This is a genomic window from Conexibacter stalactiti (assembly GCF_033542075.1).
GTDB classification, from domain to species: Bacteria; Actinomycetota; Thermoleophilia; order Solirubrobacterales; family Solirubrobacteraceae; genus Conexibacter; species Conexibacter stalactiti.
On record NZ_JAWSTH010000044.1, the window covers coordinates 1 to 23,477 of the forward strand.

Annotated in this window: 20 protein-coding genes; 4 read left to right on the top strand and 16 right to left on the bottom strand. The window is 71.7% G+C overall.

Features of this window, described 5'->3' with window-relative positions; all coding sequences use genetic code 11:
• The 6 genes from R7226_RS16520 to rpsA form a co-directional block, all read right to left on the bottom strand.
• The coding region (locus R7226_RS16520; protein WP_318598299.1) for a DivIVA domain-containing protein at positions 1 to 676 on the bottom strand (676 nt) is incomplete at its 3' end.
• A 181-nt stretch (positions 677 to 857) separates the two neighbouring features.
• Positions 858 to 1,670 carry an A/G-specific adenine glycosylase gene (locus R7226_RS16525; protein WP_318598300.1) on the bottom strand — a complete coding sequence of 271 codons (813 nt, stop codon included), beginning with the start codon at positions 1,668 to 1,670 and terminating at the stop codon, positions 858 to 860.
• Positions 1,671 to 1,700: 30 nt separating this feature from the next.
• Positions 1,701 to 3,737 (bottom strand): excinuclease ABC subunit UvrB, encoded by a 2,037-nt coding sequence (gene uvrB / locus R7226_RS16530; protein ID WP_318598301.1) that lies wholly within the window; start codon positions 3,735 to 3,737, stop codon positions 1,701 to 1,703.
• 47 nt (positions 3,738 to 3,784) lie between these two features.
• Complete coding sequence (locus tag R7226_RS16535) at positions 3,785 to 4,426, bottom strand: lytic transglycosylase domain-containing protein (RefSeq protein ID WP_318598302.1); 642 nt, start codon at positions 4,424 to 4,426, stop codon at positions 3,785 to 3,787.
• Entirely contained in the window at positions 4,423 to 5,022 is a 600-nt protein-coding gene (gene coaE / locus R7226_RS16540) for a dephospho-CoA kinase (RefSeq protein WP_404827864.1), read from the bottom strand. Before coaE ends, R7226_RS16535 begins: the two co-directional genes overlap by 4 nt.
• Positions 5,023 to 5,029: 7 nt before the next feature.
• Positions 5,030 to 6,577 (bottom strand): 30S ribosomal protein S1, encoded by a 1,548-nt coding sequence (gene rpsA, locus R7226_RS16545; protein ID WP_318598303.1) that lies wholly within the window; start codon positions 6,575 to 6,577, stop codon positions 5,030 to 5,032.
• 106 nt (positions 6,578 to 6,683) lie between these two features.
• On the opposite strand from rpsA, the gene R7226_RS16550 reads away from it, so the two are divergent.
• Positions 6,684 to 7,877: an FAD-dependent monooxygenase gene (locus tag R7226_RS16550; RefSeq protein ID WP_318598304.1), complete on the top strand. Its 1,194-nt coding sequence runs from the start codon at positions 6,684 to 6,686 to the stop codon at positions 7,875 to 7,877.
• 61 nt (positions 7,878 to 7,938) lie between these two features.
• Here R7226_RS16550 and R7226_RS16555 read toward each other — a convergent pair whose 3' ends face one another.
• The 4 genes from R7226_RS16555 to polA all read right to left on the bottom strand — a co-directional run bounded on the left by R7226_RS16555 (position 7,939) and on the right by polA (position 14,079).
• Positions 7,939 to 8,208: a hypothetical protein gene (locus R7226_RS16555; protein ID WP_318598305.1), complete on the bottom strand. Its 270-nt coding sequence runs from the start codon at positions 8,206 to 8,208 to the stop codon at positions 7,939 to 7,941.
• Between the two features lie 270 nt (positions 8,209 to 8,478).
• Positions 8,479 to 10,098 carry a carboxyl transferase domain-containing protein gene (locus R7226_RS16560; RefSeq protein WP_318598306.1) on the bottom strand — a complete coding sequence of 540 codons (1,620 nt, stop codon included), beginning with the start codon at positions 10,096 to 10,098 and terminating at the stop codon, positions 8,479 to 8,481.
• Between the two features lie 128 nt (positions 10,099 to 10,226).
• The gene (locus R7226_RS16565) at positions 10,227 to 11,303 is read right to left on the bottom strand and encodes an AI-2E family transporter (RefSeq protein WP_318598307.1); all 1,077 of its coding nucleotides are present in this window, start codon (positions 11,301 to 11,303) and stop codon (positions 10,227 to 10,229) included.
• 154 nt (positions 11,304 to 11,457) lie between these two features.
• Complete coding sequence (gene polA, locus R7226_RS16570) at positions 11,458 to 14,079, bottom strand: DNA polymerase I (protein ID WP_318598308.1); 2,622 nt, start codon at positions 14,077 to 14,079, stop codon at positions 11,458 to 11,460.
• Positions 14,080 to 14,200: 121 nt separating this feature from the next.
• On the opposite strand from polA, the gene R7226_RS16575 reads away from it, so the two are divergent.
• Together R7226_RS16575 and R7226_RS16580 are read left to right on the top strand one after the other, a co-directional pair.
• On the top strand, positions 14,201 to 15,670 hold the full coding sequence (locus tag R7226_RS16575; protein WP_318598309.1) for an NAD-dependent malic enzyme: 1,470 nt from the start codon (positions 14,201 to 14,203) through the stop codon (positions 15,668 to 15,670).
• Between the two features lie 83 nt (positions 15,671 to 15,753).
• Positions 15,754 to 16,665, top strand: coding sequence for a TIGR01777 family oxidoreductase (locus R7226_RS16580; RefSeq protein WP_318598311.1), 912 nt, complete (start codon positions 15,754 to 15,756; stop codon positions 16,663 to 16,665).
• A 34-nt stretch (positions 16,666 to 16,699) separates the two neighbouring features.
• Here R7226_RS16580 and R7226_RS16585 read toward each other — a convergent pair whose 3' ends face one another.
• Positions 16,700 to 17,935: a branched-chain amino acid ABC transporter substrate-binding protein gene (locus tag R7226_RS16585; RefSeq protein ID WP_318598312.1), complete on the bottom strand. Its 1,236-nt coding sequence runs from the start codon at positions 17,933 to 17,935 to the stop codon at positions 16,700 to 16,702.
• A gap of 158 nt (positions 17,936 to 18,093) precedes the next feature.
• On the opposite strand from R7226_RS16585, the gene R7226_RS16590 reads away from it, so the two are divergent.
• Positions 18,094 to 19,131 (top strand): 6-phosphofructokinase, encoded by a 1,038-nt coding sequence (locus tag R7226_RS16590; RefSeq protein ID WP_318598313.1) that lies wholly within the window; start codon positions 18,094 to 18,096, stop codon positions 19,129 to 19,131.
• Positions 19,132 to 19,270: 139 nt separating this feature from the next.
• On the opposite strand, the gene R7226_RS16595 is transcribed toward R7226_RS16590, so the two are convergent.
• The 5 genes from R7226_RS16595 to R7226_RS16615 all read right to left on the bottom strand — a co-directional run bounded on the left by R7226_RS16595 (position 19,271) and on the right by R7226_RS16615 (position 23,425).
• On the bottom strand, positions 19,271 to 19,468 hold the full coding sequence (locus R7226_RS16595) for a hypothetical protein (RefSeq protein WP_318598314.1): 198 nt from the start codon (positions 19,466 to 19,468) through the stop codon (positions 19,271 to 19,273).
• An 81-nt stretch (positions 19,469 to 19,549) separates the two neighbouring features.
• Complete coding sequence (gene trpA, locus R7226_RS16600; RefSeq protein ID WP_318598315.1) at positions 19,550 to 20,350, bottom strand: tryptophan synthase subunit alpha; 801 nt, start codon at positions 20,348 to 20,350, stop codon at positions 19,550 to 19,552.
• On the bottom strand, positions 20,347 to 21,567 hold the full coding sequence (trpB, locus tag R7226_RS16605) for a tryptophan synthase subunit beta (protein ID WP_318598316.1): 1,221 nt from the start codon (positions 21,565 to 21,567) through the stop codon (positions 20,347 to 20,349). Before trpB ends, trpA begins: the two co-directional genes overlap by 4 nt.
• Complete coding sequence (locus R7226_RS16610) at positions 21,564 to 22,223, bottom strand: phosphoribosylanthranilate isomerase (RefSeq protein ID WP_318598317.1); 660 nt, start codon at positions 22,221 to 22,223, stop codon at positions 21,564 to 21,566. Before R7226_RS16610 ends, trpB begins: the two co-directional genes overlap by 4 nt.
• 47 nt (positions 22,224 to 22,270) lie before the next feature.
• Complete coding sequence (locus R7226_RS16615) at positions 22,271 to 23,425, bottom strand: S1C family serine protease (RefSeq protein ID WP_318598318.1); 1,155 nt, start codon at positions 23,423 to 23,425, stop codon at positions 22,271 to 22,273.
• Positions 23,426 to 23,477 lie beyond the last annotated feature (52 nt).

The window sequence follows — 23,477 nt, forward strand, 5'->3', positions numbered from 1 at the left end:
TGGGCGCGGGCGGGGCCGGTGCGGCGGCGGCCGGAGCCGGCGCGTCGGGGTCGGCGACGAGGCGGTCGACGTCGGCCGGCGCGCCGCCGTTGCGGCGCGGAGCATCGGGATCCTCGACGAGCGCGTCGCGGGTGCGCGACGGGGCGGGCGCGGGCGGCGCGACGGCATCCGGCGGCTCCGGCTCGAAGCGCGGACGGCCGGCGACCGCCGACAGCTCGCCGAGGTTGCCCTCCAGCAGCTGGAGATCGGCGTGGACGCGGTTGGCGCCGGTGCGCAGGGTGTCGAGCAGCGTGTTCAGCTCGCCCTGCATCGCGTCGACCCGCTGCAGCAGAGCAGCGGTCGCCTCGGCGACTCTGCCGACGTAGTCGTGCGCGTGCTGGTTGGCCTCGTCGCGCGTGCGCTTCGCCTCGCCGCTGGCGTCGTCGCGGATCTCGCGCGCCTCGTCCTCGGCCTGGCGGGTGATCTCCCCCGCGCTCGCCTCGGCGGCGGCGATCACGGCGCGGACCTGTTCGCTGGCGGTGGTGGCGACCGTCTCGGTGCGCTGACGGGCGGAGCGCTTGAAGCCGTCGACCTCGTCGGCGACGTCACGCAGATGCGTGTCGACCGCGTCGGGGTCGTAGCCGCGACGACCGATGGGGAAGTCCTTCTTCTCGATGCTCTGGCGGTCGAGGGCCACGGCGGGCACACCTTCCGTACGGGGGTTGAACGGCTGGGCCGAAGGGTATCGGTCGGGACCGCCGGCAAGCGGCGCCGCTGGACGGGCGACTGGCGCGTCGGCGCGCGTCCACGGGATCGGCAGACGCGGCGCCGCCATTCGCCCGACGCGACCGCGCGCAACGCGCGCCCGGCACGCCCCGCTACGGCAGTCGCACGCTCTCGCCGTCGCGCACGACCAGCCCGTCGCGCTCGAGGCCGGCGAGCGCGCGCTCGATCCGCTCGGCCGCGATTCCCGGCGGCAGCGGCTCGCCGGCCGCGAGCGCGGCGACGATGCGGCCGCGCACGAAGCGGTCGGTCTGCTCGAAGCGCTCGGCGCCGCGGGGCCGTCTCGACACCGGCGACGGGGGCAGCGGCCGGCCGCGCGAGCGGCAGCCGGCGACGGGGCAGTCGCCGCAGGTGGCGGCGCGCGCGCCGCAGACGGTCGCGCCGAGCTCCATCATCGCCTGGTTCCAGTCGGCGGCGCGGCCGGCCGGCAACAGCTCCTGCGCGCGGGCGTCGAGCGGGCGGGCGGTGCGGTGCTCGCGGTCGATCCGCTCGATCACGCGCTTGACGTTCGTGTCGACGGCCGCGACCTGCTCGCCGAAGGCGAACGACGCGACCGCGGCGGCGGTGTACGGCCCGATCCCCGGCAGCGACCGCAGCCCGGCGGCGTCGGGCGGCCAGCCGTCCTGTGCGACGGCCCGTGCACAGGCCTGGAGCGCCAGCGCGCGGCGGTTGTAGCCGAGCCCGCTCCACAGCCGCAGCACGTCGGCGGTCGGCGCCGAGCCGAGCGCCTGCTCGTCAGGGAAGCGGTCGAGGAACGCCTCGTAGTACGGCACCACGCGGACGACCTGCGTCTGCTGCAGCATCACCTCGGAGACGAGGATCCGGTACGGGTCGCGCGTGCGCCGCCACGGCAGGTCGCGGCGCACGGCCGCGTACCAGGAGAGGACGGCGTCGTGGTCGACCGGCACGCCGCGGACGGTACCGCGCTGGGCGGCGGGCTACGTCGCCGGCGTCGTCGGTGCGGCGCGCTGCTCGGCGAGCGCGATGTCGAAGTCGCGGCGCAGCGACTTGATCTCGTCACGCAGGCTGGCGGCGTACTCGAACCGCAGCTCCTCGGCGGCGCGCAGCATCTCCTCTTCCAGCTCAACGATCGCCTTCTCCAGCTCGGCCGGGTTGAGCTGCTTGCCCTTGTCGAGCTTCAGCCGCCGTCTGCGGCCCTTCGGCACCTTCGACTCGGCCTGCAGGAACTCGGCGATGTCGGAGATGCCCTTGACGATCGACTCCGGCGTGATGCCGTGGTCCTGGTTGTACTTGCGCTGGATCGCGCGGCGACGGTCGGTCTCCTCGAGCGCGATTCTCATCGCTCTCGTCTCCTTGTCGGCGTACATCACGACCTTGCCGTCGACGTTGCGGGCGGCGCGGCCGATCGTCTGGATCAGCGAGGTCGCCCCGCGCAGGAAGCCCTCCTTGTCGGCGTCGAGGATCGCGACCAGCGAGACCTCCGGCAGGTCGAGCCCCTCGCGCAGCAGGTTGACGCCGACGAGCACGTCGTACTCCCCCAGCCGCAGCTCGCGGATGATCTGGATCCGCTCGATCGTGTCGACTTCGGAGTGGAGGTAGCGGACCTTGAAGCCCATCTCCAGCAGGTAGCCGGTCAGGTCCTCCGACATTCTCTTCGTCAAGGTCGTTACGAGCGTGCGCTCGTCTCTCTCGACACGGATCTTGATCTCGTTCATCAGATCGTCGATCTGGTTTCTCGTCTCGCGCACGTCGATCTCGGGATCGGTGATCCCGGTCGGCCGGACGATCTGCTCGACGATCCGCGGCGAGTGCGTACGCTCGTACTCACCCGGCGTCGCGGAGACGAACACCAGCTGCGGGGCGATCGAGAGGAACTCCTCGAATCTCTGCGGCCGGTTGTCGAGCGCGCTCGGGAGGCGGAAGCCGTAGTCGATCAGCGTCTGCTTGCGCGAGCGGTCGCCCTCGTACATGCCGCCGATCTGCGGCACCGTCTGGTGCGACTCGTCGATGAAGACGACGAAGTCCTCGGGGAAGAAGTCGATCAGGCAGTACGGTCGGTCGCCCGATCTGCGTCCGTCGAGTATTCGCGAGTAGTTCTCGATGCCGGAGCAGAAGCCCATCTCGCGCAGCATCTCCATGTCGTACTGCGTCCGCTGACGCAGCCGATGGGACTCCAGCAGCTTGCCCTGTCTCTCCAGCTCGGCGCAGCGCTCGTTCAGCTCGCGGCCGATCTCGGCGACGGCGTCGGCGATCTCATCCTGGTCGACGTTGTAGTGCGAGGCCGGCCAGATCGCGACGAACTCGAGGTCCTCCTCCAGCAGCTCCCCGGTCAGCGGGTCGAAGTGCTGGACCTCCTCGATCTCGTCGCCGAAGAGCGTCGCGCGGTAGGCCGTCTCGGCATAGGCCGGGAAGACCTCCAGCGTCTCGCCGCGGACGCGGAAGTTGCCGCGCGAGAGCACCTGGTCGTTGCGCGTGTACTGGATCGAGACGAGCTTGCGCAGCACCTCGTCGCGGTCGACGATCCCGCCGCGTCTGAGGATCACCATGTTGCGGTCGTACTTCTCCGGCGAGCCGAGGCCGTAGATGCTGGAGACGGAGGCGACGACGATCACGTCTCTGCGCGCGAACAGCGACGCCGTCGCGGAATGGCGCAGCCGCTCGATCTCGGCGTTGATCGCCGAGTCCTTCTCGATGTACAGGTCGCGGCTGGGGACGTACGCCTCGGGCTGGTAGTAGTCGTAGTACGAGACGAAGTACTCGACCGCGTTGTCCGGGAAGTAGGTGCGGAACTCGTTGCAGAGCTGCGCCGCGAGCGTCTTGTTGTGGGCCATGATCAGCGCCGGCCGCTGAACGGCCTCGATCGTGGCGGCCATCGTCATCGTCTTGCCGGTGCCGGTGGCGCCGAGCAGCGTCATCGCGCGATCGCCGGCCTCGATCCCCTCGGCCAGCGAGGCGATCGCCTTGGGCTGGTCGGCCGTGGGCGCGTAGGTGGAGTCGAGGCGGAAGGGCGGCATCGTCAGACGACGATAGCGACCCCTTCGGACGAACACCTGTTCGGTCGCTAGCGGATCCCCAGCTCGGCGCCGTACGTCTGCGCGTAGTCGCGTCTGGCGGTGCGCACGCGATCGACGTACTCGCGCGTCTCGGGGAAGGTGATGTCGGCCTCGGAGAACTCGCCGCCGCGCGCCCGCGCCTCCTCGATCCACTCGTTGACGTTGCCCATGCCGCCGTTGTAGGCGGCGAGCGCGCGCACCTCCTCGCCATCGTAGTGGTCGAGCAGATAGCGCAGATACCAGCTGCCATAGGCGATGTTGACCTCCGGCGTCGAGAGGTCCTCGATCGTGAAGGCGGTCCCGCCCGATCTCTCGGCGATGAATCTCGCCGTCTCCGGCATCAGCTGCATCAGACCCAAGGCGCCCACCGGCGAGGTCTGGTCGACGAACTTCGACTCGGCGTAGATGACGCCGGCGATCAGCGCCGGATCGAGGTTCTTCTCCTGCGCCTGCTGACGGATCTCGCTCGCGTGCTCCAGCGGCAGCGTGAGATCTCTGACGGCCGTTCTGAACAACGGCGCCAGCAGCGCGAAGCCGATCGCGAGCGCGCCGAGCATGGCGACGAACAGGAAGGCCCGCCGGCGCCGCATGGCGGCGCGCTGGGAGGCGCGCCGTCGGCGCGCCGCGGTTGCCTGGGCGGCGGGGCTCATCTGGTCAGCTTTGCAAGGACGGCCGACAGCTTCGCTTCGAGCTGCTCGACGGAACCGTCGTTGACGACCACGTACGTCGCGCGGGCCGCCTTCTCCTCCTGCGACAGCTGGCGGGCGGTCCGCTCTGCGACAGCCGCGTGGCCGCGGGCGCCGGCGCGCTCGGCGCGCAGCCCCTCCGGCGCGACGATCACGAGCGTCGCGTCGAATCCGGCCTCCATGCCCGCCTCGAACAGCAGCGGCACCTCGTTGACGGCGGCTGGCGGCGGCGGATCCTGCGTTCGCGCCTGCTCCAGCCAGGCCGCGACGCGCGCGCCCACGCGCGGCCACAGCAGCGATTCCAGCCACGCCCGCTCCTCGGGCGAGGAGAAGGCGTGTCCGGCGACGGCGGCACGGTCGATCGTGCCGCCGGGAGCGACGTCGGCGCCCCAGCGCTCGACGACGAGGTCACGCACCTCCGACGACGCGTACAGCTCGTGCACGACGGCGTCGGAGGAGATCGTCGCCGCACCGAGGCGCCGAAGCGCCTCCAGCGCGGTGGACTTCCCGGCGGCGATGCCGCCGGTCAGTCCGACGAATGGGACGTGCGTCTGGGCGATCGGTCCGTTACGCCTGCGGCGTGTCGGCGTCGTCCTCGGCCGGAGCGTCCTCAGCCGGGGCGTCGTCCTCGGCCGGGGCGTCCTCGGCCGGAGCTTCCTCGGCGGCGGGCGCCTCGGCAGCCTCGGCAGCCGGCTCGTCCTCGGCGGCGGCGGGCGCCTCCTCGGCGACGGCGGCCTCTTCGGCGGCCAGCTCGGCAGCCTGCACCTCGGCGACCACCTCGGGCGCCGTGGCGACCTCCTCGACCGAGTCCTCAGCGACCGGCTCCGACGCGGCGGGCGCCTCGTCGGCGGCCGGCGCGGCGGTGGCGCCCTCAGCGAAGACGTCCTCCGACAGGCCCAGCTCCGGGACGTTGTCGTAGTCGGCGGGGGCAGCCTCGCCCTCGACGCCCTCCAGGCCCTCGACACCCTCCACGCCCTCACGGCGCAGCGGCAGGATCTGACCCTCAACGCGCTTGATCGACAGCGACAGACGGCGACGCTCGGAGTCGATCTCGAGGATCTTGACCTTCACCTCGTCGTTGGGCTGGATGATCTCGCGCGGGTTCTCGACGTGGTGCTGCGCCAGCTCCGAGATGTGCACGAGGCCCTCGACGCCGTCGAGGATCTCGACGAAGGCGCCGAACGTGACGACCTTTGTGACTCTGCCTTCGAGCTCGTCACCGACGTTGTAGGTGTCGACGACACGCTGCCACGGATCCTCCTGGGTCTGCTTGAGACCGAGGGAGATGCGCTGACGGTCGCGGTCGATGTCGAGCACCTTGACGTTGACGGTGTCGCCGATCGAGAGGATCTCGCTGGGGTGGTTGACGTGCGACCACGACAGCTCGGAGATGTGGATCAGGCCGTCGATCCCGTCGAGGTCGACGAACGCGCCGAAGTCGACGATGTTCGAGATCGTGCCGTCGACGATCATGCCCGGCTGCAGGCGGTCGAGGATCCGCTCGCGGTCCTCTCTGCGCTGCTCCTCGAGCACGGCGCGACGCGACAGCACGACGTTGTTGCGCGAGCGGTTGAGCTCGATGACTCTGCACTCGATCGTCTGACCGAGGTACTCGTCGAGGTGCGGCACGCGGCGGATGTCGACCAGCGAGGCGGGCAGGAAGCCGCGCACGCCGAGGTCGATGATGAGACCGCCCTTGACGACCTCGATGACCGTGCCGTCGACCGGCTCACCGGACTCGGCGGCGGCCTCGATGCGGCGCCATGCCTTCTCGAAGCGCGCGCGCTTCTTCGACAGGATCAGCCGGCCGTCCTGGTCCTCCTTGGTGAGGACGAGCGCGTCGACCTCCTCCCCCATCTCGACTTCGTCCTTCGGGTCGACCGACTTGCGGATCGACAGCTCGTTGGACGGGATGACGCCCTCGGACTTGTAGCCGATGTCGACGAGGACTTCGTCCTTGTCGATCCGAACGACGTGACCGGTGACAACGTCACCCTCCTCGAAGGGAGTGAGCGTCGCGTCGTAGTTCGGGACGATCTGGCCGTCGATCTCGAGCAGAAGGCCGTCGGAGCCTTCAACGATCTTGGCCGTGGGCTGGACGTCGATAGTTGACATAGGGGACCTGGTAGGAGACAGAGAGTGTCCGAATGGACAGCCGAAGAAGGGTACCGGAGTCCCGCCGCCGCCGGGGTTCGGCGCACTGGCCGTAGAATCACGCGCTATGCCGAAGCGTGCAACGAAGCGCGGCGCGGAGCGCACCCCCCTCTCCCGCGACGCCGACGTCCTGATCTGCGGTGCCAGCTTTGCCGGACTCGCGGTCGCGCGCGAACTGGCGGGCGCGGGCGCCCGCGTGCTGATGATCGACCGCTACGAGGTCGGCGAGCGGCAGACCTCCGCGTGCGCGGCCCCGACCGACTGGCTGATCAACCTCGGCCTGATGGGCGCCCACCGACAGACCTTCCGGGAGCTGGTCATCCACACGCCGCACACGAGCGTGCGCTACGACCTGCCGTGGTCGTTCTCGACCTTCGACTACAGAGAGATCTGCGCGCTGCTGCAGGAGCAGGGCGACGCCGACTTCGAGATCGCGAAGGTCGACGGGCGGACCGGCAACACCGTCCACACCGACCGCGGCGACCTGACCGCGCCGCTGATCGTCGACGGGCTCGGCTGGCGCCGGATCCTCGGCGGCGGCGAGAACATCCAGCCGCCGGACGCGCTGCTCTCGCGCGGCCTCGAGGTCCACCCGGCCGGCGAGAGAGACGATCTCGAGATCTGGATCGACCGCTCCTACGTGCCGGCCGGTTACGGCTGGAGCTTCCCCGCGCGCGACGAGGTGCGGATCGGGATCGGCTCGTTCGACCCCCGCTTCCACGTCAAGGAGCCGACCGTCCGGCTGACCGACGACCTCGGCCAGAGCCCCGACGGCTTCCAAGGCAATTGGATCCCGCACGCGCTGCGGCCCGCGACCGACGACGGCGTCTTCATGGTCGGCGACTCCGCCGGCCACTGCCTGCCGCTGACGGCCGAGGGGATCCGCACCGCGCTGTACTTCGGGCTGGCCTGCGGACGTGAGCTGCGCGGCGTCGTCGAGGGCACGCAGTCGCGCGAGGCGGCGCTCGGTCGCTACCACGCCTTCAGCGCCGGTCACAGATTCGCGTTCGACTCGATGCTGAAAGTGCAGAGGCTGATTCCGCGGATCCACCCGCGCGCGCTCGCGCCGGCACTGAACGCGATGGGGTCGAAGCGGTTCGTCGACTGGTCGTTCGGCCACTACCTGAAGATCGCCCACCCGTCGTACGCGCTCGGCGGACCCCACGGGTCGCGCTTCGCGTCGGGTGCTGGCGCTAGCGCGGCCAGCGATGGGTCGGACGACGGCGCGACGGCAGCTTCGGCGCCGGTCGCGACGGCATAAGCGCTGAGACGAGCTCTCGGCGCGGCGATCCCGCCCGCGGACGCGGCCGCGGCGACGCCGGTCAGAAGCCGCGTCGCTCGCGCTGGCGAAGGATGCGTGGGTCGTGCGGGTCGGCGCGGGCCGCGCGGATCGCATGGCCAACCCACAGCAACGCGAGCCCGATCACCGCGACGGTGAGCACGCCGGCTTCACCCCAGCCGAAGGCGCCCAGCGCGAGGAAGAAGACGTACGCGACGACGACGCCGGCCACGAGGGCCCAGAACGCCTGTGCCAGGCCCCGTCGGGCCGCGGCGGCATGCGGATGCTCGCCGCGCAGATGCAGTTGAGCCACGGCTCCTCCTCTCTCCTCGGTCCACCACTTCGTGACGATCGTTGCTTACCCGTCAGTGAGGTGACCGACACCGGGCCGGAGGCGGAGCTGGCGCAGGTTCGAGGCGCGCTACGACCGCTGCGTGCGGGCGCGCAGAGCGGCGCTGGCGCGACCAACGCGTGTGCGGCGAGCAGGGTGCCGGCGCGCTGCAGAAGTGGCGAGGTCTCCTGGCAGTTGGTGCGAAGACGCGCGAACGCGCGTCGAGGTGGTTGCGAGGGGGGCGGTTGCGCCCTACCTCTTCGGCGGCGCGCCGAGGCGGCGCCAGCGGGCGGCGCGGGCGGCGAGGCGCTGGTCGGGTGGCTCGGCGAGCAGGGCGGTCAGCTCGGTCGTGAGCGCGTCGGCGATGCTGGTGACGAAGCTGTCGGGCTGCTCGTGCGCGGGGCGCGGCTCGGCCACGACGAGATCGGCGATCCCCTCCTCCAGCAGCTGCCACGAGGCCCCGCCCTGCGTCGCAGCGAGCTCGGGAGCGTGATCGAGGTCGCGGTAGAGGATCGCGGACGCGCCCTCAGGCGCGATCACGCCGAGCGACGCGTTCTCGGCGCAGATGACGCGGTCCGCGTGCAGGAACGCGAGCGCGCCGCCACTGCCGCCCTCGCCGATCAGCAGCGCGACCGTCGGTACCGGCAGCTCCCCCAGTTCCGCGAGGCAGCCGGCGATCTCGGCCGCGAGCCCGCCGCGCTCGGCCGCCTCGTTCAGCTCGGCTCCCGGCGTGTCGACGATCGTCACGAGCGGCAGCCGCAGCTCCGCGGCCAGCGCCATCGCCCGGCGTGCCTTGCGGTACCCGGCCGGGCCGAGCGCGGGCGGTCTCCCGTCGGGCCCACGCCGCTGCGCGACCACGACCGCCGGCCGCCCGCAGATGCGCGCCAGGGCGACGAGGCAGCCGGGATCGTCCGCGCGGCCGGTGCGGTCGCCCCGCAGCTCGGTCAGATCGCTCGCGGTCGCCGCGAGCACGGCATCGGCACCCGGCCGCCGCGTGTCGCGCGCGTGCAGCAGCGCCGCCCGCGCGTCGCGCGCCGGCGGGGGCGCGGCTTGCGCAGCTCCGGGCACGGACGACGCAGAGTGCGGCGCGGCTTGCGCAGACGCCGGCGCAGCTTGCGCAGACGCCGGCGCGGCTTGCGCAGATGCCGGCGCAGCTTGCGCAGATGCCGGCGCGGCTCGCGCAGATGCGGCGGTGACGGCGAGGAAGGTCGCGACGCGGGCGCGCAGCTCGCCGGGCTCCACGACGGCGTCGAGGTGGCCGTGGGCGAGCAGGGTCTCGGCGCGCTGCACCCCCTCGGGCAGCGGCGTGCCGGTCAGCAGCTCGACGACGCGCGGGCCGGCGAAGCCGAGCAGCGCGCCCGGCAGCGCGAAGGTGACGGTTCCGAGCGAGCCCCACGACGCCAGCACGCCGCCGGTCGTCGGATCGGTGAGGCAGACGACATACGGCAGTCCGGCCGCCCGCAGCCGCGCTGCCGCACTCGCCAGCTTCGCCATCTGCACCAGCGCCAGCGTCCCTTCCTGCATCCGCGAACCGCCGGAGGCGGGCAGCGCGACCAGCGGCAGACGCTGCTCGACCGCGCGCTCGAAGGCGCGCGCGATCCGCTCGCCCGTCGCGACGCCGATCGAGCCGCCGAGGAAGCCGAACTCGCCCGCGACGACCACCGCCGGATGGCCGCTGACCGTCGCGCGGCCGCTCAGCACTGACTCGCCGCGACCGGTCGCGGCTTGCGCGTCAGCGAGCCGCTCGGCGTACGGCCTCACGTCGGCGAACCGCAGCGGGTCGTCAGAGACGACCTCGCGATCCCACTCGCTCAGCGATCCCGCGTCCACGACGAGCGCGGCGCGCTCGGTTGCGCTCGACAGACGACCCACGCGCCGATCGTAGGAGCTGGCGCCTGCCCGGGGACCCGGTTCGCGGCGCGGCAGCCGCGCGGGGCGCGGGGCGCGGCAGCCGCGCGGGGCGCCGCAACGCCACACGAGGAGCCGCGCCGCCGACGTCGCTACGCCGGCGGCAGGTCGAGCCGCGCCGGCGGCTCGTCGGGGTTGTCGGGGCGCGGGGGCGGGTCGACGCCCGGCGGCAGCTCGATCGCGCTCGTGCGGCGGTAGTCCCACCACTCGCGGATCGCGATCTGGATCGACGCCGCGACGGGGATCGCCAGCAGCGCGCCGAGCACACCGAACAGGGTCGCGCCGAACAGGACCGAGACGAGCACGACGAACGCGTGCACCTCGACCGCGCGTCTCTGGATCTGCGGCTGGATCATCGTGTTCTCGATCTGCTGGTAGGCGACCGCCCAGATCAGCCAGACGATCGTCGCGACGGGGAAGTCGTGGAAGACCGTCACGAGCGCGACGAGGATCGCGCCGATCGTCGCGCCGACGAGCGGGATCAGGTCGAACAGCGCCGTCAGCACCGCCAGCGGCGCCGCGAACGGCACGCCGAGGATCGTCAGCACGATGAAGGTCGTGACACCGGCGATCGTCGCCTGCAGCAGCGCCCCGCCGACGTAGTTCCCCACCGCCGTCGCGATTCTCTCGACCGCCCGTCTGATCCGCGGCGCGTGCTCGGGCCGGGCGAAGTCGATCGCGCGATCGATCCATCTTCGCCCGCTCGCGACCATGAAGATCGACAGGATCAGGATGTTGAAGGCGGCGAACAGCGAGCCGACGATCGTGCCGCCGACGTCAGAGAGCGTCCCGGCGGCGTCGTCGAGGTGGGTCGGCAGCTCCTCCGCCCGCTCTCTCAGTCTGTCGACGATGTTGTACTCGCGGTCCAGCTCCTTCAGGCGGTCGTTGTCGTTGACCCATCTCTGCAGGTCCTGGACGTAGCCGGGCACGTCGTTGGCGAGGTTGGTCGCCTCGCGCACCAGCGGCGGGACGACGATCGCGGCTATCCCGATCGGGATCAGCACCAGCCCGAGGTAGGCGAACAGGATCGCCAGCCCGCGCGGCAGCTTGCGGCTCATCAGGTTGACCGGGCCCGACAGCGCGACCGCGATGAACATCGCTATGACGATCCAGCTGAGCGGCGTGCGCAGCCGCCAGATCAGCCACAGGAAGCCGAGGATGACGAGCACCGTGATCACGGTGCGGGCGATCGAGCGGACGCTCAGGTCGAAGGCGGATGGCTGCGACGGGCCGTTCCCGCCCGCGGGCGGGACAGGCGGCGACGGAGGTTGCGACGGAGGCGGGGGCGGCTGCAGGATCGGCGGCGAGCCGCTCACGATCCGCTCACTTCGCGTCCAGCCAGTTGGGCCCGATGCCGGCGTCCACCACCAGCGGCGGATCGAGCACGAGCGCGTCGGTCATCATCGGCACGACGAGGTCGCGGGCGCGCTCGGCCTCCTCGGCCGGCCCCTCGAACAGCAGCTCGTCGTGGATCTGGAGGATCAGTCTCGTCGCCATCCCCGACTCGCGCAGCGCTCTGTCGGCGTTGACCATCGCGAGCTTGATGACGTCGGCCGCCGTTCCCTGGATGACGGTGTTGACGGCGAGCCGCTCGCCCAACTGGCGCATCTGGAAGTTGCGCGCGCGCAACTCCGGGATCTGCCGGCGGCGCCCCATCAGCGTCGTCACGTAGCCCTGGTCGGTCGCCTGCTCGATCGTCGCTCTGATGAACTCGCGCACGGCCGGGAAGCCGTCGAGGTAGCGGTCGATGAACTCCTGCGCCTCCTCGCGCGGGATCTGCAGGCGGTCGGCGAGCCCGAAGGCCGAGAGGCCGTAGACGATGCCGTAGTTCACCATCTTCGCCTTCGACCGCGAGCCCGCGTCGAGCTGCTCGGGATCGACCCCGAGAATCGACGCTGCGGTGGCGGTGTGCACGTCCTCCCCACGACGGAAGATCTCCTTCAGCACCTCTTCGCCGGCGATGTGCGCGAGGACGCGCAGCTCGACCTGCGAGTAGTCGGCAGAGATCAGCACGTTGCCCGGCTCGGCGATGAAGCATGCGCGGATCTCGCGTCCGAGCGGGGTGCGGATCGGGATGTTCTGCAGATTCGGGTTGGTCGAGGAGAGCCGGCCCGTCGCGGCGACGACCTGGCTGAAGGTCGTGTGGATGCGATCGCCGGCGTCGGCCAGCTCGGGGAGCGCGGCGAGATAGGTCGACTCCAGCTTCGTCAGCTCGCGCCAGCGTTCGATCTTCTCGATCACCGGGTGCTCGTGGCGGATCGACTGCAGCACGCGCGCGTCGGTCGAGTAGCCGGTCTTGCCACGTCTCTTTCTCGACAGCTCGAGCTTCTCGAACAGGATCGCGCCGAGCTGCTGCGGCGACCCGATCACGAACTCCTCGCCGGTCAGCGCGAAGATCTCCCGTTCGAGCCCGACGACCTCGTCCTTCACGCGTTCGCGGATCGTCGCCAGCAGCGCTCTGTCGAGCTTGAGGCCGGCCGTCTCCATCTGGCGCAGCACGCGCACCAGCGGCAGCTCGATCTCGTCCATCAACCGCACCAGCTCGCGCTCCTGCAGCTGCGGCCGCTGCGCGGCCGCGAGCGCGTGCACGAGCACCGCGTCGGCGGCGGCCGGATCGTCGACGTCGGCCGCGATCCCGCGCTCCTCGGTCAGCTCGGCAAGTGGATAGCCGCGCCGCGCCGGGTCGAGCAGGTAGGCGGCGATCAGCGTGTCGTGGACGAGCGTCGCCGGCACCGCGCCGAGCGCCTTCGCGTCGTGCGCGAGCGCCGCGCGTTCGCCGAGCGCGGCGGCGAGCACCTCCGGCCCGGCCTTCACGCCGTCCCCACCCGCCCCGCACTCGCCCGCCAGCGCGTCGCCGCCGGCGTAGGCGCCGAACCGCCATGCCTCGGTCTCGCCGAAGAGCGCGTCGTCGGGCTTTTCCGGCTCGCGGGCGGCGAGCGCGATCTCGGCGCCGGCCGGCGCCAGCGTGGCCAGCTCCGCGGGCGCCCCGTCACGGCGGACGGCGACCGCGATCGCCTGCTCGGCGGCGGGCCGCGGCGCGGCCTCGTCGTCGCTGTCGGCGAGCGCCTCCTCCAGCCGCCGCAGCGGGTCTCGCAGCTCGAACTCGCGGAAGACGTCGCGCAGGCGCGAGCGATCCGGTCTGGCGCTGGCGACCGCCTCGACGTCGACGTCGACCACAAGGTCGCGCCGCATCGTCGCGAGCTGCTTGGAGATGCGCGCGTCCTCGGCGTGGGCGATCAGGTTCTCGCGCCGTCTCGTCGCTCTGATCGTCTCCGCGTTCGCGAGCACGCCTTCGAGATCACCGAACTGGTTCAGCAGCTGCGCGGCGGTCTTGTCGCCGATCCCGGGGACGCCGGGGATGTTGTCGGAGGTGTCGCCCTTGAGGCCGATGAAGTCCGGCACCAGCTCCGGCGGGATCCCGTAGCGGTCGATCACGCCCTGGCGGTCGTACGTTCTCGTCTCGGTGATCCCGCGCGCGGTCGCCATGATCTCGACGCCTCTGTCGACCAGCTGGAACGAGTCGCGGTCGCCGGTGACGATCTTCACGGGGATCCCGCTGGCCTTCGCGCGCTCGGCGATCGAGGCGATCACGTCGTCGGCCTCGAAGCCCTCCAGCGAGACGTTCGCGTAGCCGAAGGCGTCGACGAGCGGCTCCAGGTGCGGCCACTGCTGCTTGAACAGGTCCGGCCGCGAGGAGCGCTGCGCCTTGTACTCGGGATAGACCTCTCTGCGGCCCGAGTGGCCGCGGTCCCAGGCGACGATCGTCGCTCTCGCGCCGTACTCGGTCAGCAGCTTCACGAGCATCGAGGCGAAGCCGAAGATCGCGTTGGTCGGGAAGCCCGTCGAGGTCGCGATCGACTCGGGCAGCGCGAAGAACGCGCGGTACGCGAGCGAGTTGCCGTCGATCAGGAAGAGGTCGTCATGCGTGTCCGAAGGGGTCGCCACGGCAGGAAGACTAGGCGGTGGGCCGGCGTGGAAGCAGGACGGCGATTCGTTCCGCGATGCGGAACATCCTGACCGAAGGACGGTATGATCGTGCGGTCCTACGAACGACGGAGCTTCCGCCATGCCGACCACGCCGAGTGCCCAGTTCTCCCTCACGATCCGCGTCGAGATCGCGGACCGTCCCGGGATGCTTGGGCGCGTAGCCACGGCGATCGGGGACGCGGGCGGAACGATCGGGGCGGTAGACCTGGTCGCGGTCGAGGACGGCCGCACGGTGCGCGACATCACCGCGATCTGCTCCGACCAGTCGGAGTGGGACGGCATCACGGCGGCGATCGCCGGGGTCGACGGGACGCGCGTGCTCGACACGACCGACCGCACCTTCCAGATGCACATCGGCGGCAAGATCGAGCAGCACAACAAGTTCCCGCTGAAGACGCGCGACGACCTCTCGATGGCCTACACGCCGGGCGTCGCACGCGTCTGCGAGGCGATCCGCGAGGATCCCGACAAGGCGTTCCAGTACACGATCAAGCGCAACACGGTCGCGGTCGTCTCCGACGGCAGCGCCGTGCTCGGCCTCGGCGACATCGGCCCGGCCGCCGCGATGCCCGTGATGGAGGGCAAGGCGGTCCTGTTCAAGGAGTTCGCCGGCGTCGACGCCTTCCCGATCTGCCTCGACACGCAGGATCCCGACGAGATCGTCTCGATCGTCAAGGCGCTGGCGCCGACCTTCGGCGGCATCAATCTCGAGGACATCTCGGCGCCGCGCTGCTTCGAGATCGAGGACCGCCTCTCCGCCGAGCTCGACATCCCCGTCTTCCACGACGACCAGCACGGGACCGCCGTCGTCACGCTCGCCGCGCTGATCAACGCGGCGAAGCTGACCGGGCGGCGTCTGGAGGAGATGCGGGTGCTCGTGACCGGCCTCGGCGCCGCCGGCGTCGCGGTCACGAAGATCCTCCAGTCGGCGGGCATCACCGACATCGTCGGCTGCGACTCGCGCGGCGCCGTCCACGTCGACCGCGCCGACTACCTCGACGGGACGATGAACCCGATCAAGCGCTGGTACGCGGAGACGACCAATCCGGACCGCCGCGACGGCCGCCCCGGCGACGTGATCGACGGGATGGACCTGTTCGTCGGCGTCTCCGGCGCGCGCGTGATGCCGGCGACCGCGCTCGCGCGGATGGCGCCCGACCCGATCGTCTTCGCGATGGCCAACCCCAACCCCGAGGTCTCGCCCGAGGAGGCCGCACCGTACGTGCGGATCATGGCGACCGGACGCTCGGACTACCCCAACCAGATCAACAACGTCCTCTGCTTCCCGGGGATCTTCCGCGGCGCGCTCGACGTGCGCGCGCAGCGGGTCACCGAGGAGATGAAGATGGCGGCGGCGCGGGCGATCGCCGAGATCGTCCCCGACGACGAGCTGCGCGAGGACTACATCATCCCCTCGGTCTTCAACCGCGACGTGGCGCCGGCCGTCGCCGCCGCCGTCGAGCGGGCGGCGCGCGCCGTCGGCGAGACTCACGTCGTCGAGAACTCGGTCGGCTACGCGCCGAACGAGTTGCACGTCGCAGCGGGCTGAACGGCCGCCGGGCGCGGCGTGAACCGCCGCGCCCCGACCGCCGTAGCCTCCCTGATGGAGCGAACCAGCGCAGGAGGCACGCGATGCGAGTGACGGTGACGGGAGCGACCGGATTGATCGGCGCGAAGCTGGTCGCCGCGCTGATGGCGCGCGGCGACGAGGTGACCGTCCTCTCGCGCGACCCCGCCAGCGCCCGCGACAAGCTCGGCCACGCGGTCACGGCCGTCGCTTGGGATCCGTCGGCCGGACCGGCGCCGACCGAGGCGCTCGCCGGCCGCGACGGCGTCGTCCACCTCGCGGGCGAACCGGTCGCGCAGCGCTGGAACGACGCGGTCAAGGCGCGCATCCGCGACAGCCGCGCGACCGGCACGCGCAACCTCGTCGCCGGCCTGGAAGCGTCGGACCCCCGCCCCAGCGTGCTCGTCTCCGCCTCCGCGGTCGGCTACTACGGGCCGCACGGCGCCGAGCAGGTGACCGAGGAGACGCCGCCCGGCAGCGACTTCCTCGCCGGCGTCTGCATCACGTGGGAGCACGAGGCGGTCGCCGCCGCCGACCTCGGCATGCGCGTCGCGCGGATCCGCACCGGCGTCGTGCTCGATCCCGACGGCGGCGCGCTGGCGAAGATGCTGCCGCCGTTCAAGCTCGGCGCCGGCGGGCCCGTCGCGGGCGGCAGGCAGTACATGCCGTGGATCCATGCCGACGACCTCGTCGGCCTCTACCTCGCCGCGCTCGACGGCGACGAGCGCTGGAGCGGGCCGCTCAACGGCTCCGCCCCCACCCCCGTCACCAACGCCGACTTCTCGAAGGCGCTCGGCCGCGCCCTGCACCGCCCGGCGGTCGCGCCGGTGCCGCGGCTGGCGCTGAAGCTCCTCTACGGCGAGATGGAGCAGATCGTCACGACCGGGCAGCGGGCCGTACCGGCCAAGCCGCTGGAGCTGGGCTTCGCCTACCGCCACCCGCAGCTCGACGAGGCGCTGAGAGCGGCGCTGGGCTGAGGCTCGGCCGCGGGTCGCGCGGCGCTCGGCTGAGTCAGCCGAGCAACGGGTGCTGGTACGACAGCTCCCCGCCGACGATCCGGTAGGCGCCGAAACGGTCGAGCGTCGTGTCGCCGCTGGGCAGCAGCTCCCAGTCGCCGATCACGGTCTGCTCGCGTCTGGTCGCCATGAACGCTCTGACCACGTCGGCGCGCTCCAGCGGACCGTCACCGGCCGCTCTGGCCGCCGTCTCGATCGCCGCCAGCAGCGCGCGCATCGTCTCGTAGCCGTAGAGCGCCTCCGGCTGCGGCGCGACGCCGTACTCCTGCTCGAACCGTCTCGCGAACCGCTGGGCGGCCGGCGGGTAGGCGCGCAGGCCCAGCACCGGCCGCGTCACGTAGGTCGATGCGGCGGCCGCGCCGATCGCCTCGACGAAGGCGGGATCGGCGAGCGAGCCGGGCGCGAACAGCTTCAGCTGCGGATCGGCGACCGACAGGTCCTGCCACAGCCGCACGATCCCCTCGTGCGAGTCGCCGGCGTAGAAGACGGCGTCGGGGTTCAGCTGCGTGACCTTCTCGACGAGGTCGCGCGGGTCCTGCTCGTGCGGGTCGACGTCCTCGCGGCCGACGATCGTGATCCCGGCGGCCCTCGCGAGCGGTCTCATCGCCATCACGTAGCCGACGCCGCTGGGACTCTCGTCGGTCAGCAGCACCAGCCGTCTGACGCCCTCCTCGCGCATGTACTCGATCTGCGCGGCCGCCTGGCGGCGGTCGGACGGCACGACGCGCGCGAAGGTGCGGCCGAACTCCTTGCCCTTCGGGAAGTACTTCGCCGGCGAGTCGGGCACGGCGAGGTTTCTGGAGGTCAGCGCCTGCGCCGTGTCCATCGGGCTGACGCTCAGCATCCCGACCTCGTTCAGCAGCGGGATCGAGATCGCCGAGGAGCCGGTGTGGAACTCACCGACGTAGGCGATCGCGCTCGGGTCCTTCGCCGCTCTGCGTGCGTTCTCGGAGATTCTCGCCGGATCCCAGCGGTTCTCCTCCGGAGTCGCGGCGTCGAGCGAGACCAGCTCGACGCGGAAGCGGCCGGCGTCAGCGCCCGCGTCTCTCAGCGCCATTCTCTGCGCGCGCACGACGTCGAGCGCGGCGACGGCGTCAGGACCCTCCAGCGGCATCGACGAGTAGACCGTCGCGCGCGTGCCGGCGACGGCACCGCCGTCGGCGTCGTCACCGCCGCATCCCGCCCACGTCAGCGCGAGCACGACAGCGAGGAGGACCAGGAGGAACCTCAACGGGGCGCGTCTGTCTGGGGAGGCGACGGGACGAATCAAGCGCCGGGGATTCTACGAAGGCGCGCCGTCGCGCGCGGTGGTGGCAGCCGCACCCCCCGTTCGTCGGGAGATCCCGGGCCATGTCGACAGCCCTCCGGCGTCGGGGTACGCTCGCCGCAATGCGAGTGGGAATCCTCACCGCCGGCGGCGACTGCCCCGGCCTCAACGCCGTCATCCGCGCCGCGGCCCGGCGCCTGATGACCCACGGACACCAGCCGATCGGCCTGCGCCGCGGCTACCGCGGCCTCGCCGAGCACGACTGGGTCGAGCTCGACCAGCGCAGCGTGTCGGGGATTCTCCACCTCGGCGGCACGATCATCGGGACGTCGAACTACAACCCCTTCCGCGAGGAGCAGGGGGTCGAGAAGGTCCTCAGCCAGCAGACGCAGGACCCGCTCGACGCCGTCATCGCGATCGGCGGCGAGCACACGATGATGATCACGCGGCGGGTTCAGGAGGAGCTGGGGATCCCCGTCGTCGGCGTGCCGAAGACGATCGACAACGACGTCACGCACACCGACTACACCTTCGGCTTCGACACTGCCGTGCAGATCGCGACCGATGCGATCGACCGCCTCCACACGACCGCGCAGTCGCACGACCGCGTGATGATCCTCGAGGTGATGGGCCGCAACACCGGCTGGATCGCCGTCTACGCCGGGATCGCCGGCGGCGCCGACGCGATCCTGATCCCCGAGCTGGAGCTGACCGTCGAGGAGATAGCGGCCGCGATCGCGCGCCGCCACGAGCGCGGCAAGGACTTCTCGATCATCGTCGTCGCCGAGGGTGCGCAGCTCGCCTTCGAGGCCGGCGACCGCCAGCTCGTGCGCGCCTCCGAAGAGGTCGACCAGTACGGCTATCCGCGCCTCGGCGGGATCGGCGCCGCGCTCGCGATCGAGCTGGAGCAGCGCACCGGCTACGAGACGCGCGTGACCTCGCTCGGCCATGTCCAGCGCGGCGGCACCCCGACCGCGACCGACCGCCTGCTGGCGACCAGGTACGGCGCCCACGCCGCCGACCTCGTGATGGCCGGCGAGACCGGCCGCATGGTCGCGCTGAAGGGCGCCGAGATGACGAGCGTCGAGCTGAGCGAGGTCGAGGGCATCAAGACCATCGACCTGCGCTACCTGGAGCTCGCGAAGACCTTCTTCGGCTAGTCCAGCCGCGTGAGCGAACCGCCTCGCGGCGCCGGACGCGATCCGGCGAGCCTCAAAGACGACCCGGTCTGATCGGCTCGCCGGATCACGCCCAGCATCCACGATCCGGCCGCGCTCACGCGGCCGGACGAAGTAGGCGTTACCAGCCGCCCTGCGGGGCGCCGGGACGGCCTGCGCCGCGTCTCTTGCTCGGGATGAACGCGCCGAGCGCTCTGATGCCGCCGACGAGCAGCACGACGAGGACCGAGACGAGGAGGCCGTCGAAACCGCCGATGCCGATCGACCACAGGACGATCCAGAGGCAGACGGCGACGGTGGAGGCGATTGCGAGAGGCATAAGGCGGCGAATCCTACTGAAGCGGGCGGGCGGACGGCCTCATCGCAGCACGTGAGCCGTCGCGACGGTGAGCGCCGGCGCTCACCGCAGCGCGTCAGCCATCGCCGACACCAGCGCGCGCACCTCGGCGGCCGGGTCCTCGGCCTCGGCGGCGGCGCGCACGAGGCGGCTGCCTATGATCACGCCGGCCGCGCCGGCGTCGGCCGCCGCGCGCGCCTGCTCCGGCGTGCTGATCCCGAAGCCGACCGCGACCGGAACCTCGGTCGTCGCCGCGGCGCGCGCGAGCACCCCGCCGAGCCTGTCGTCGAGCGCGACGCGCTCGCCGGTCGTGCCGGTCACCGAGACCGTGTAGAGGAAGCCGCGCGCCCGCTCCCCGATCCGCGCCAGCCGCTCGTCGGGGGTCGTCGGCGCGACCAGCGGGACGAGCGCGACGCCGCGCGCGTCGAGCACCTCCAGCAGCGCCGGCTGCTCCTCCAGCGGAAGGTCGGGCACGATCAGCCCGCTGATGCCGTTGGCGACGAGCTTGTCGGCGAAGCCCTCGAAGCCGGGCCCGTAGACGAGGTTCGCGTACGCCATCAGCACGACCGGCAGCCGCTCGGAGAGCCTGCGACCGACCTCCAGCACGTCGGCCAGCGTCGCGCCGGCCGCCAACGCCTTCGTGCCGGCCTCGTGGATCACGGGCCCATCTGCGAGCGGGTCGGAGAAGGGAACGCCCAGCTCGACGAGGTCGGCGCCGCCGTCGGCGTACGCCTCGCCGACCGCGAGCGAGCCCTCGACCGAGGGGAAGCCGCCCATCAGGTACGGCATCAGCGCGGCGCGCTTGCCGCTGCCGGCGAAGGCAGCGGAGATCCGCTCGATGCCGGTCTGCGTCTCGGTGCTCATGCCTGTGCGGCCTCCGTGTCATCGGCGGCCGCTCTGCCGCCGTCCTGCACTCCGCCGATCATCTCCAGCGCCTGCGCGAGGTCCTTGTCGCCGCGCCCGGAGAGGCAGATCAGGTCGAGCTCGCTGCCGCCGTTGGCGAGCGCCCAGGCGATCGCGTGCGAGGACTCCAGCGCCGGGATGATCCCCTCCAGCCGCGCCAGCCGCTGGAAGGCGGCGAGCGCGTCGGCGTCGGTGACCGCCTCGTAGGTGGCGCGGCCGGTGTCGCGCAGCCACGCGTGCTCAGGCCCGACGCCGGGGTAGTCGAGTCCGGCGGAGATCGAGTGCGCTTCGAGGATCTGGCCCTCGTCGTCCTGCATCAGCGCCGAATAGGCGCCGTGGAGGATCCCGGGGCGGGCGTTCTTCGTCAGGGGCGCCCCGTGGCGGGGCGTGTCGAGCCCGTCGCCGGCCGCCTCGACGCCGATCAGCTTGACGTCCCTGTCGCCGGTGAAGGCGGTGAAGATGCCGATCGCGTTGGAGCCGCCTCCGACGCACGCGATCACGCGCTCCGGCAGCCGGCCCTCGGCCTGCAGGATCTGCTCCCGCGCCTCGTCGCCGATCACGCGCTGCAGCGAGCGCACCAGCGCCGGGAAGGGCGCCGGGCCGGCGGCGCTGCCGAGAATGTAGTGGGTCGTGGCGACGTTGGTGACCCAGTCGCGGATCGCGGCCGAGGTCGCCTCCTTGAGCGTGCGCGTGCCGGCGTCGACCGGCGAGACCGTCGCGCCGAGCAGCCGCATCCGCTCGACGTTGGGCTTCTGGCGCCGCATGTCCTCGGTGCCCATGTAGACGACGCACTCGATGTCGAGCAGCGCGCAGGCGGTCGCGGTCGCGACGCCGTGCTGGCCAGCGCCGGTCTCGGCGATCACGCGCGGCTTGCCCATCCGCTTCGCCAACAGCGCCTGGCCGAGCGCGTTGTTGATCTTGTGCGCGCCGGTGTGGTTGAGGTCCTCGCGCTTGAGGTAGATCGTCCGCCCCGCAACCTCGCTCATCCGCTCAGCCAGGTAGAGCGGCGTCGCGCGGCCGACGTAGTTGGTCAGCAGCTCGCGCAGGCGGGTCGTGTACTCGGGATCCTTGTTCGCCTCCAGCCACGCCGTCTCGAGCTCCGCCAGCGCGGGCATCAGCGTCTCGGGCACGTACTGGCCGCCATAGGGGCCGAAGCGATGCTCGACGGAGGTGATCATGCGGCCTGTCCTTCCTCGCTCAATGCCGCGTCGGCGGCTCTGACGGCGGCGGAGAACTCGCCCATCCGCTCGTGGTCCTTGATGCCCGGCGACAGCTCGACGCCGCTGGCGACGTCGACGGCGTACGGTCTCGTCTCGGCGATCGCCGCGCCGACGTTCTCGGGCGTCAGCCCGCCGCTGAGGATGAACGGGCGGTCGCCTCTGAGCTCGTGCACCAGCTCCCACGCGAACGTCTCCCCCGTGCCGCCCGGCGCGTCCTTCACGAAGGCGTCGAGCAGGTGGTAGTCGGTGCGGAAGGCGCGCAGCGCCTGCACGTCGGAGCGCTGCTGCACGCGCGCGACCTTGATCACTCTGGCGCCGGTGCGGCGCGCGACCTCGGTGCAGAACGACGGCCCCTCGTCGCCGTGCAGCTGGATCAGCGTCAGCCCGATCTCGTCGGCGCGCGCGACGACGAAGTCGAGATGGGCGTTGACGAACACCCCGGCGACCTCGGCGCGCCGGTGCAGGGCGCCGCCGATCTCGGCCGCGACCTCAGGTCTGCAGTAGCGCGCGGAGCCCGGCCACAGGATCAGCCCGACAGCCCAGGCGTCGAGCTGGACGGCGCGTTCGGCGTCTTCGGGGCGGGTGATCCCGCAGAACTTGATGCGTGTGGCCATGCCCCACATCCTAGGCGGTGGCAACGGCCGCCGGCCGTCTGACGGCGCTACGGCGTCTCGTCGTCGGCGGGCGCCTCGCCCGGCGCCTTTCCGAGCGTGATCACGAGCTGCAGCGACTCGCCGTTGCGCAGGATCCCGAGCTTGATCTCGTCGCCGGGCTTGCGGTCGGCTATCGCGCGCGTCAGCTGCCCCATCGAGCGCACCGTGCGGCCGTCGAGCGCGGTGATCACGTCGCCGCCGAGCAGCACCGCCTCGCCTTCGACCTGGCTCTCGATCGTGCCGCCGCTGACGCCGGCCGCGGCCGCCGGGCCGCCGGGATGGACCGACTGCACCAGCACGCCGCGCTTGACCGGCAGCCGCAGCGACGCGAGGCGGTCGTCGAGCGTGATCGCGCTGATGCCGATGTACGGATGCACGACGCCGCCGGTCTCCTTCAGCTCGGTGAGCCGGTCCTTCACCGTGTTGATCGGGATCGCGAAGCTGATGTCGGTGGTGCCGCTGCTGCCATCGGCGGCGATCTGCGACGTGATCCCGACGACGCGGCCGCCGGCATCGATCAGCGGTCCGCCGGAGTTGCCGGCGCCGATCGGCGTGTCGGTCTGGATCACGTGCTGGATCGTGAAGCCGTTGGGCGCGCGCAGCTGGCGCTGGAGCGCTGAGACGACCCCGGTCGTGAGCGTGCGCTCCAAGCCGTACGGGTTGCCGATCGCGATCACCGGATCGCCGACGCGGCAGTCGCTGGAGTCGCCGAGCGTCAGCGGGTGCAGGTCGACCGCGTCGGGATCGACCTTCAGCAGCGCCAGATCGCTGGAGACGTCGCGGCCGAGCACCCGTGCGACGACGGTGCGGTCCTCGCCGAAGCGGATCTTGACCGTCCTCGCGTCTCCGACGACGTGGCTGTTGGTCAGCAGGTGGCCGTCGCGGTCGATCACGAAGCCGGTGCCGGTCGTCGCACTGCCGGTGCGGGGGTCTGCGTGAACGTAGACGACGCCGGGCGCGTCGCGCTCGTAGACCTCGTGCGCGCTCATCATCCAGCGCTGGTCGGCGGCGGTGCCGGCGAGCCCGCCGGCCACCCGCGCCTGCTCGATGACGGTCGTCGTGGTGCGCTCGCGACCGGCAACGCCGAGTGCCAACAGCGCCACGGCGACGATCGCGCCGCCCGCGAGCGCGGTGACGAAGGGTGAACGAACGAGCGCTCTCATCCGTCCCGAGTGTCGCCGCCCGCGCTGAACCCGACCTAAACGACCGCCGCGC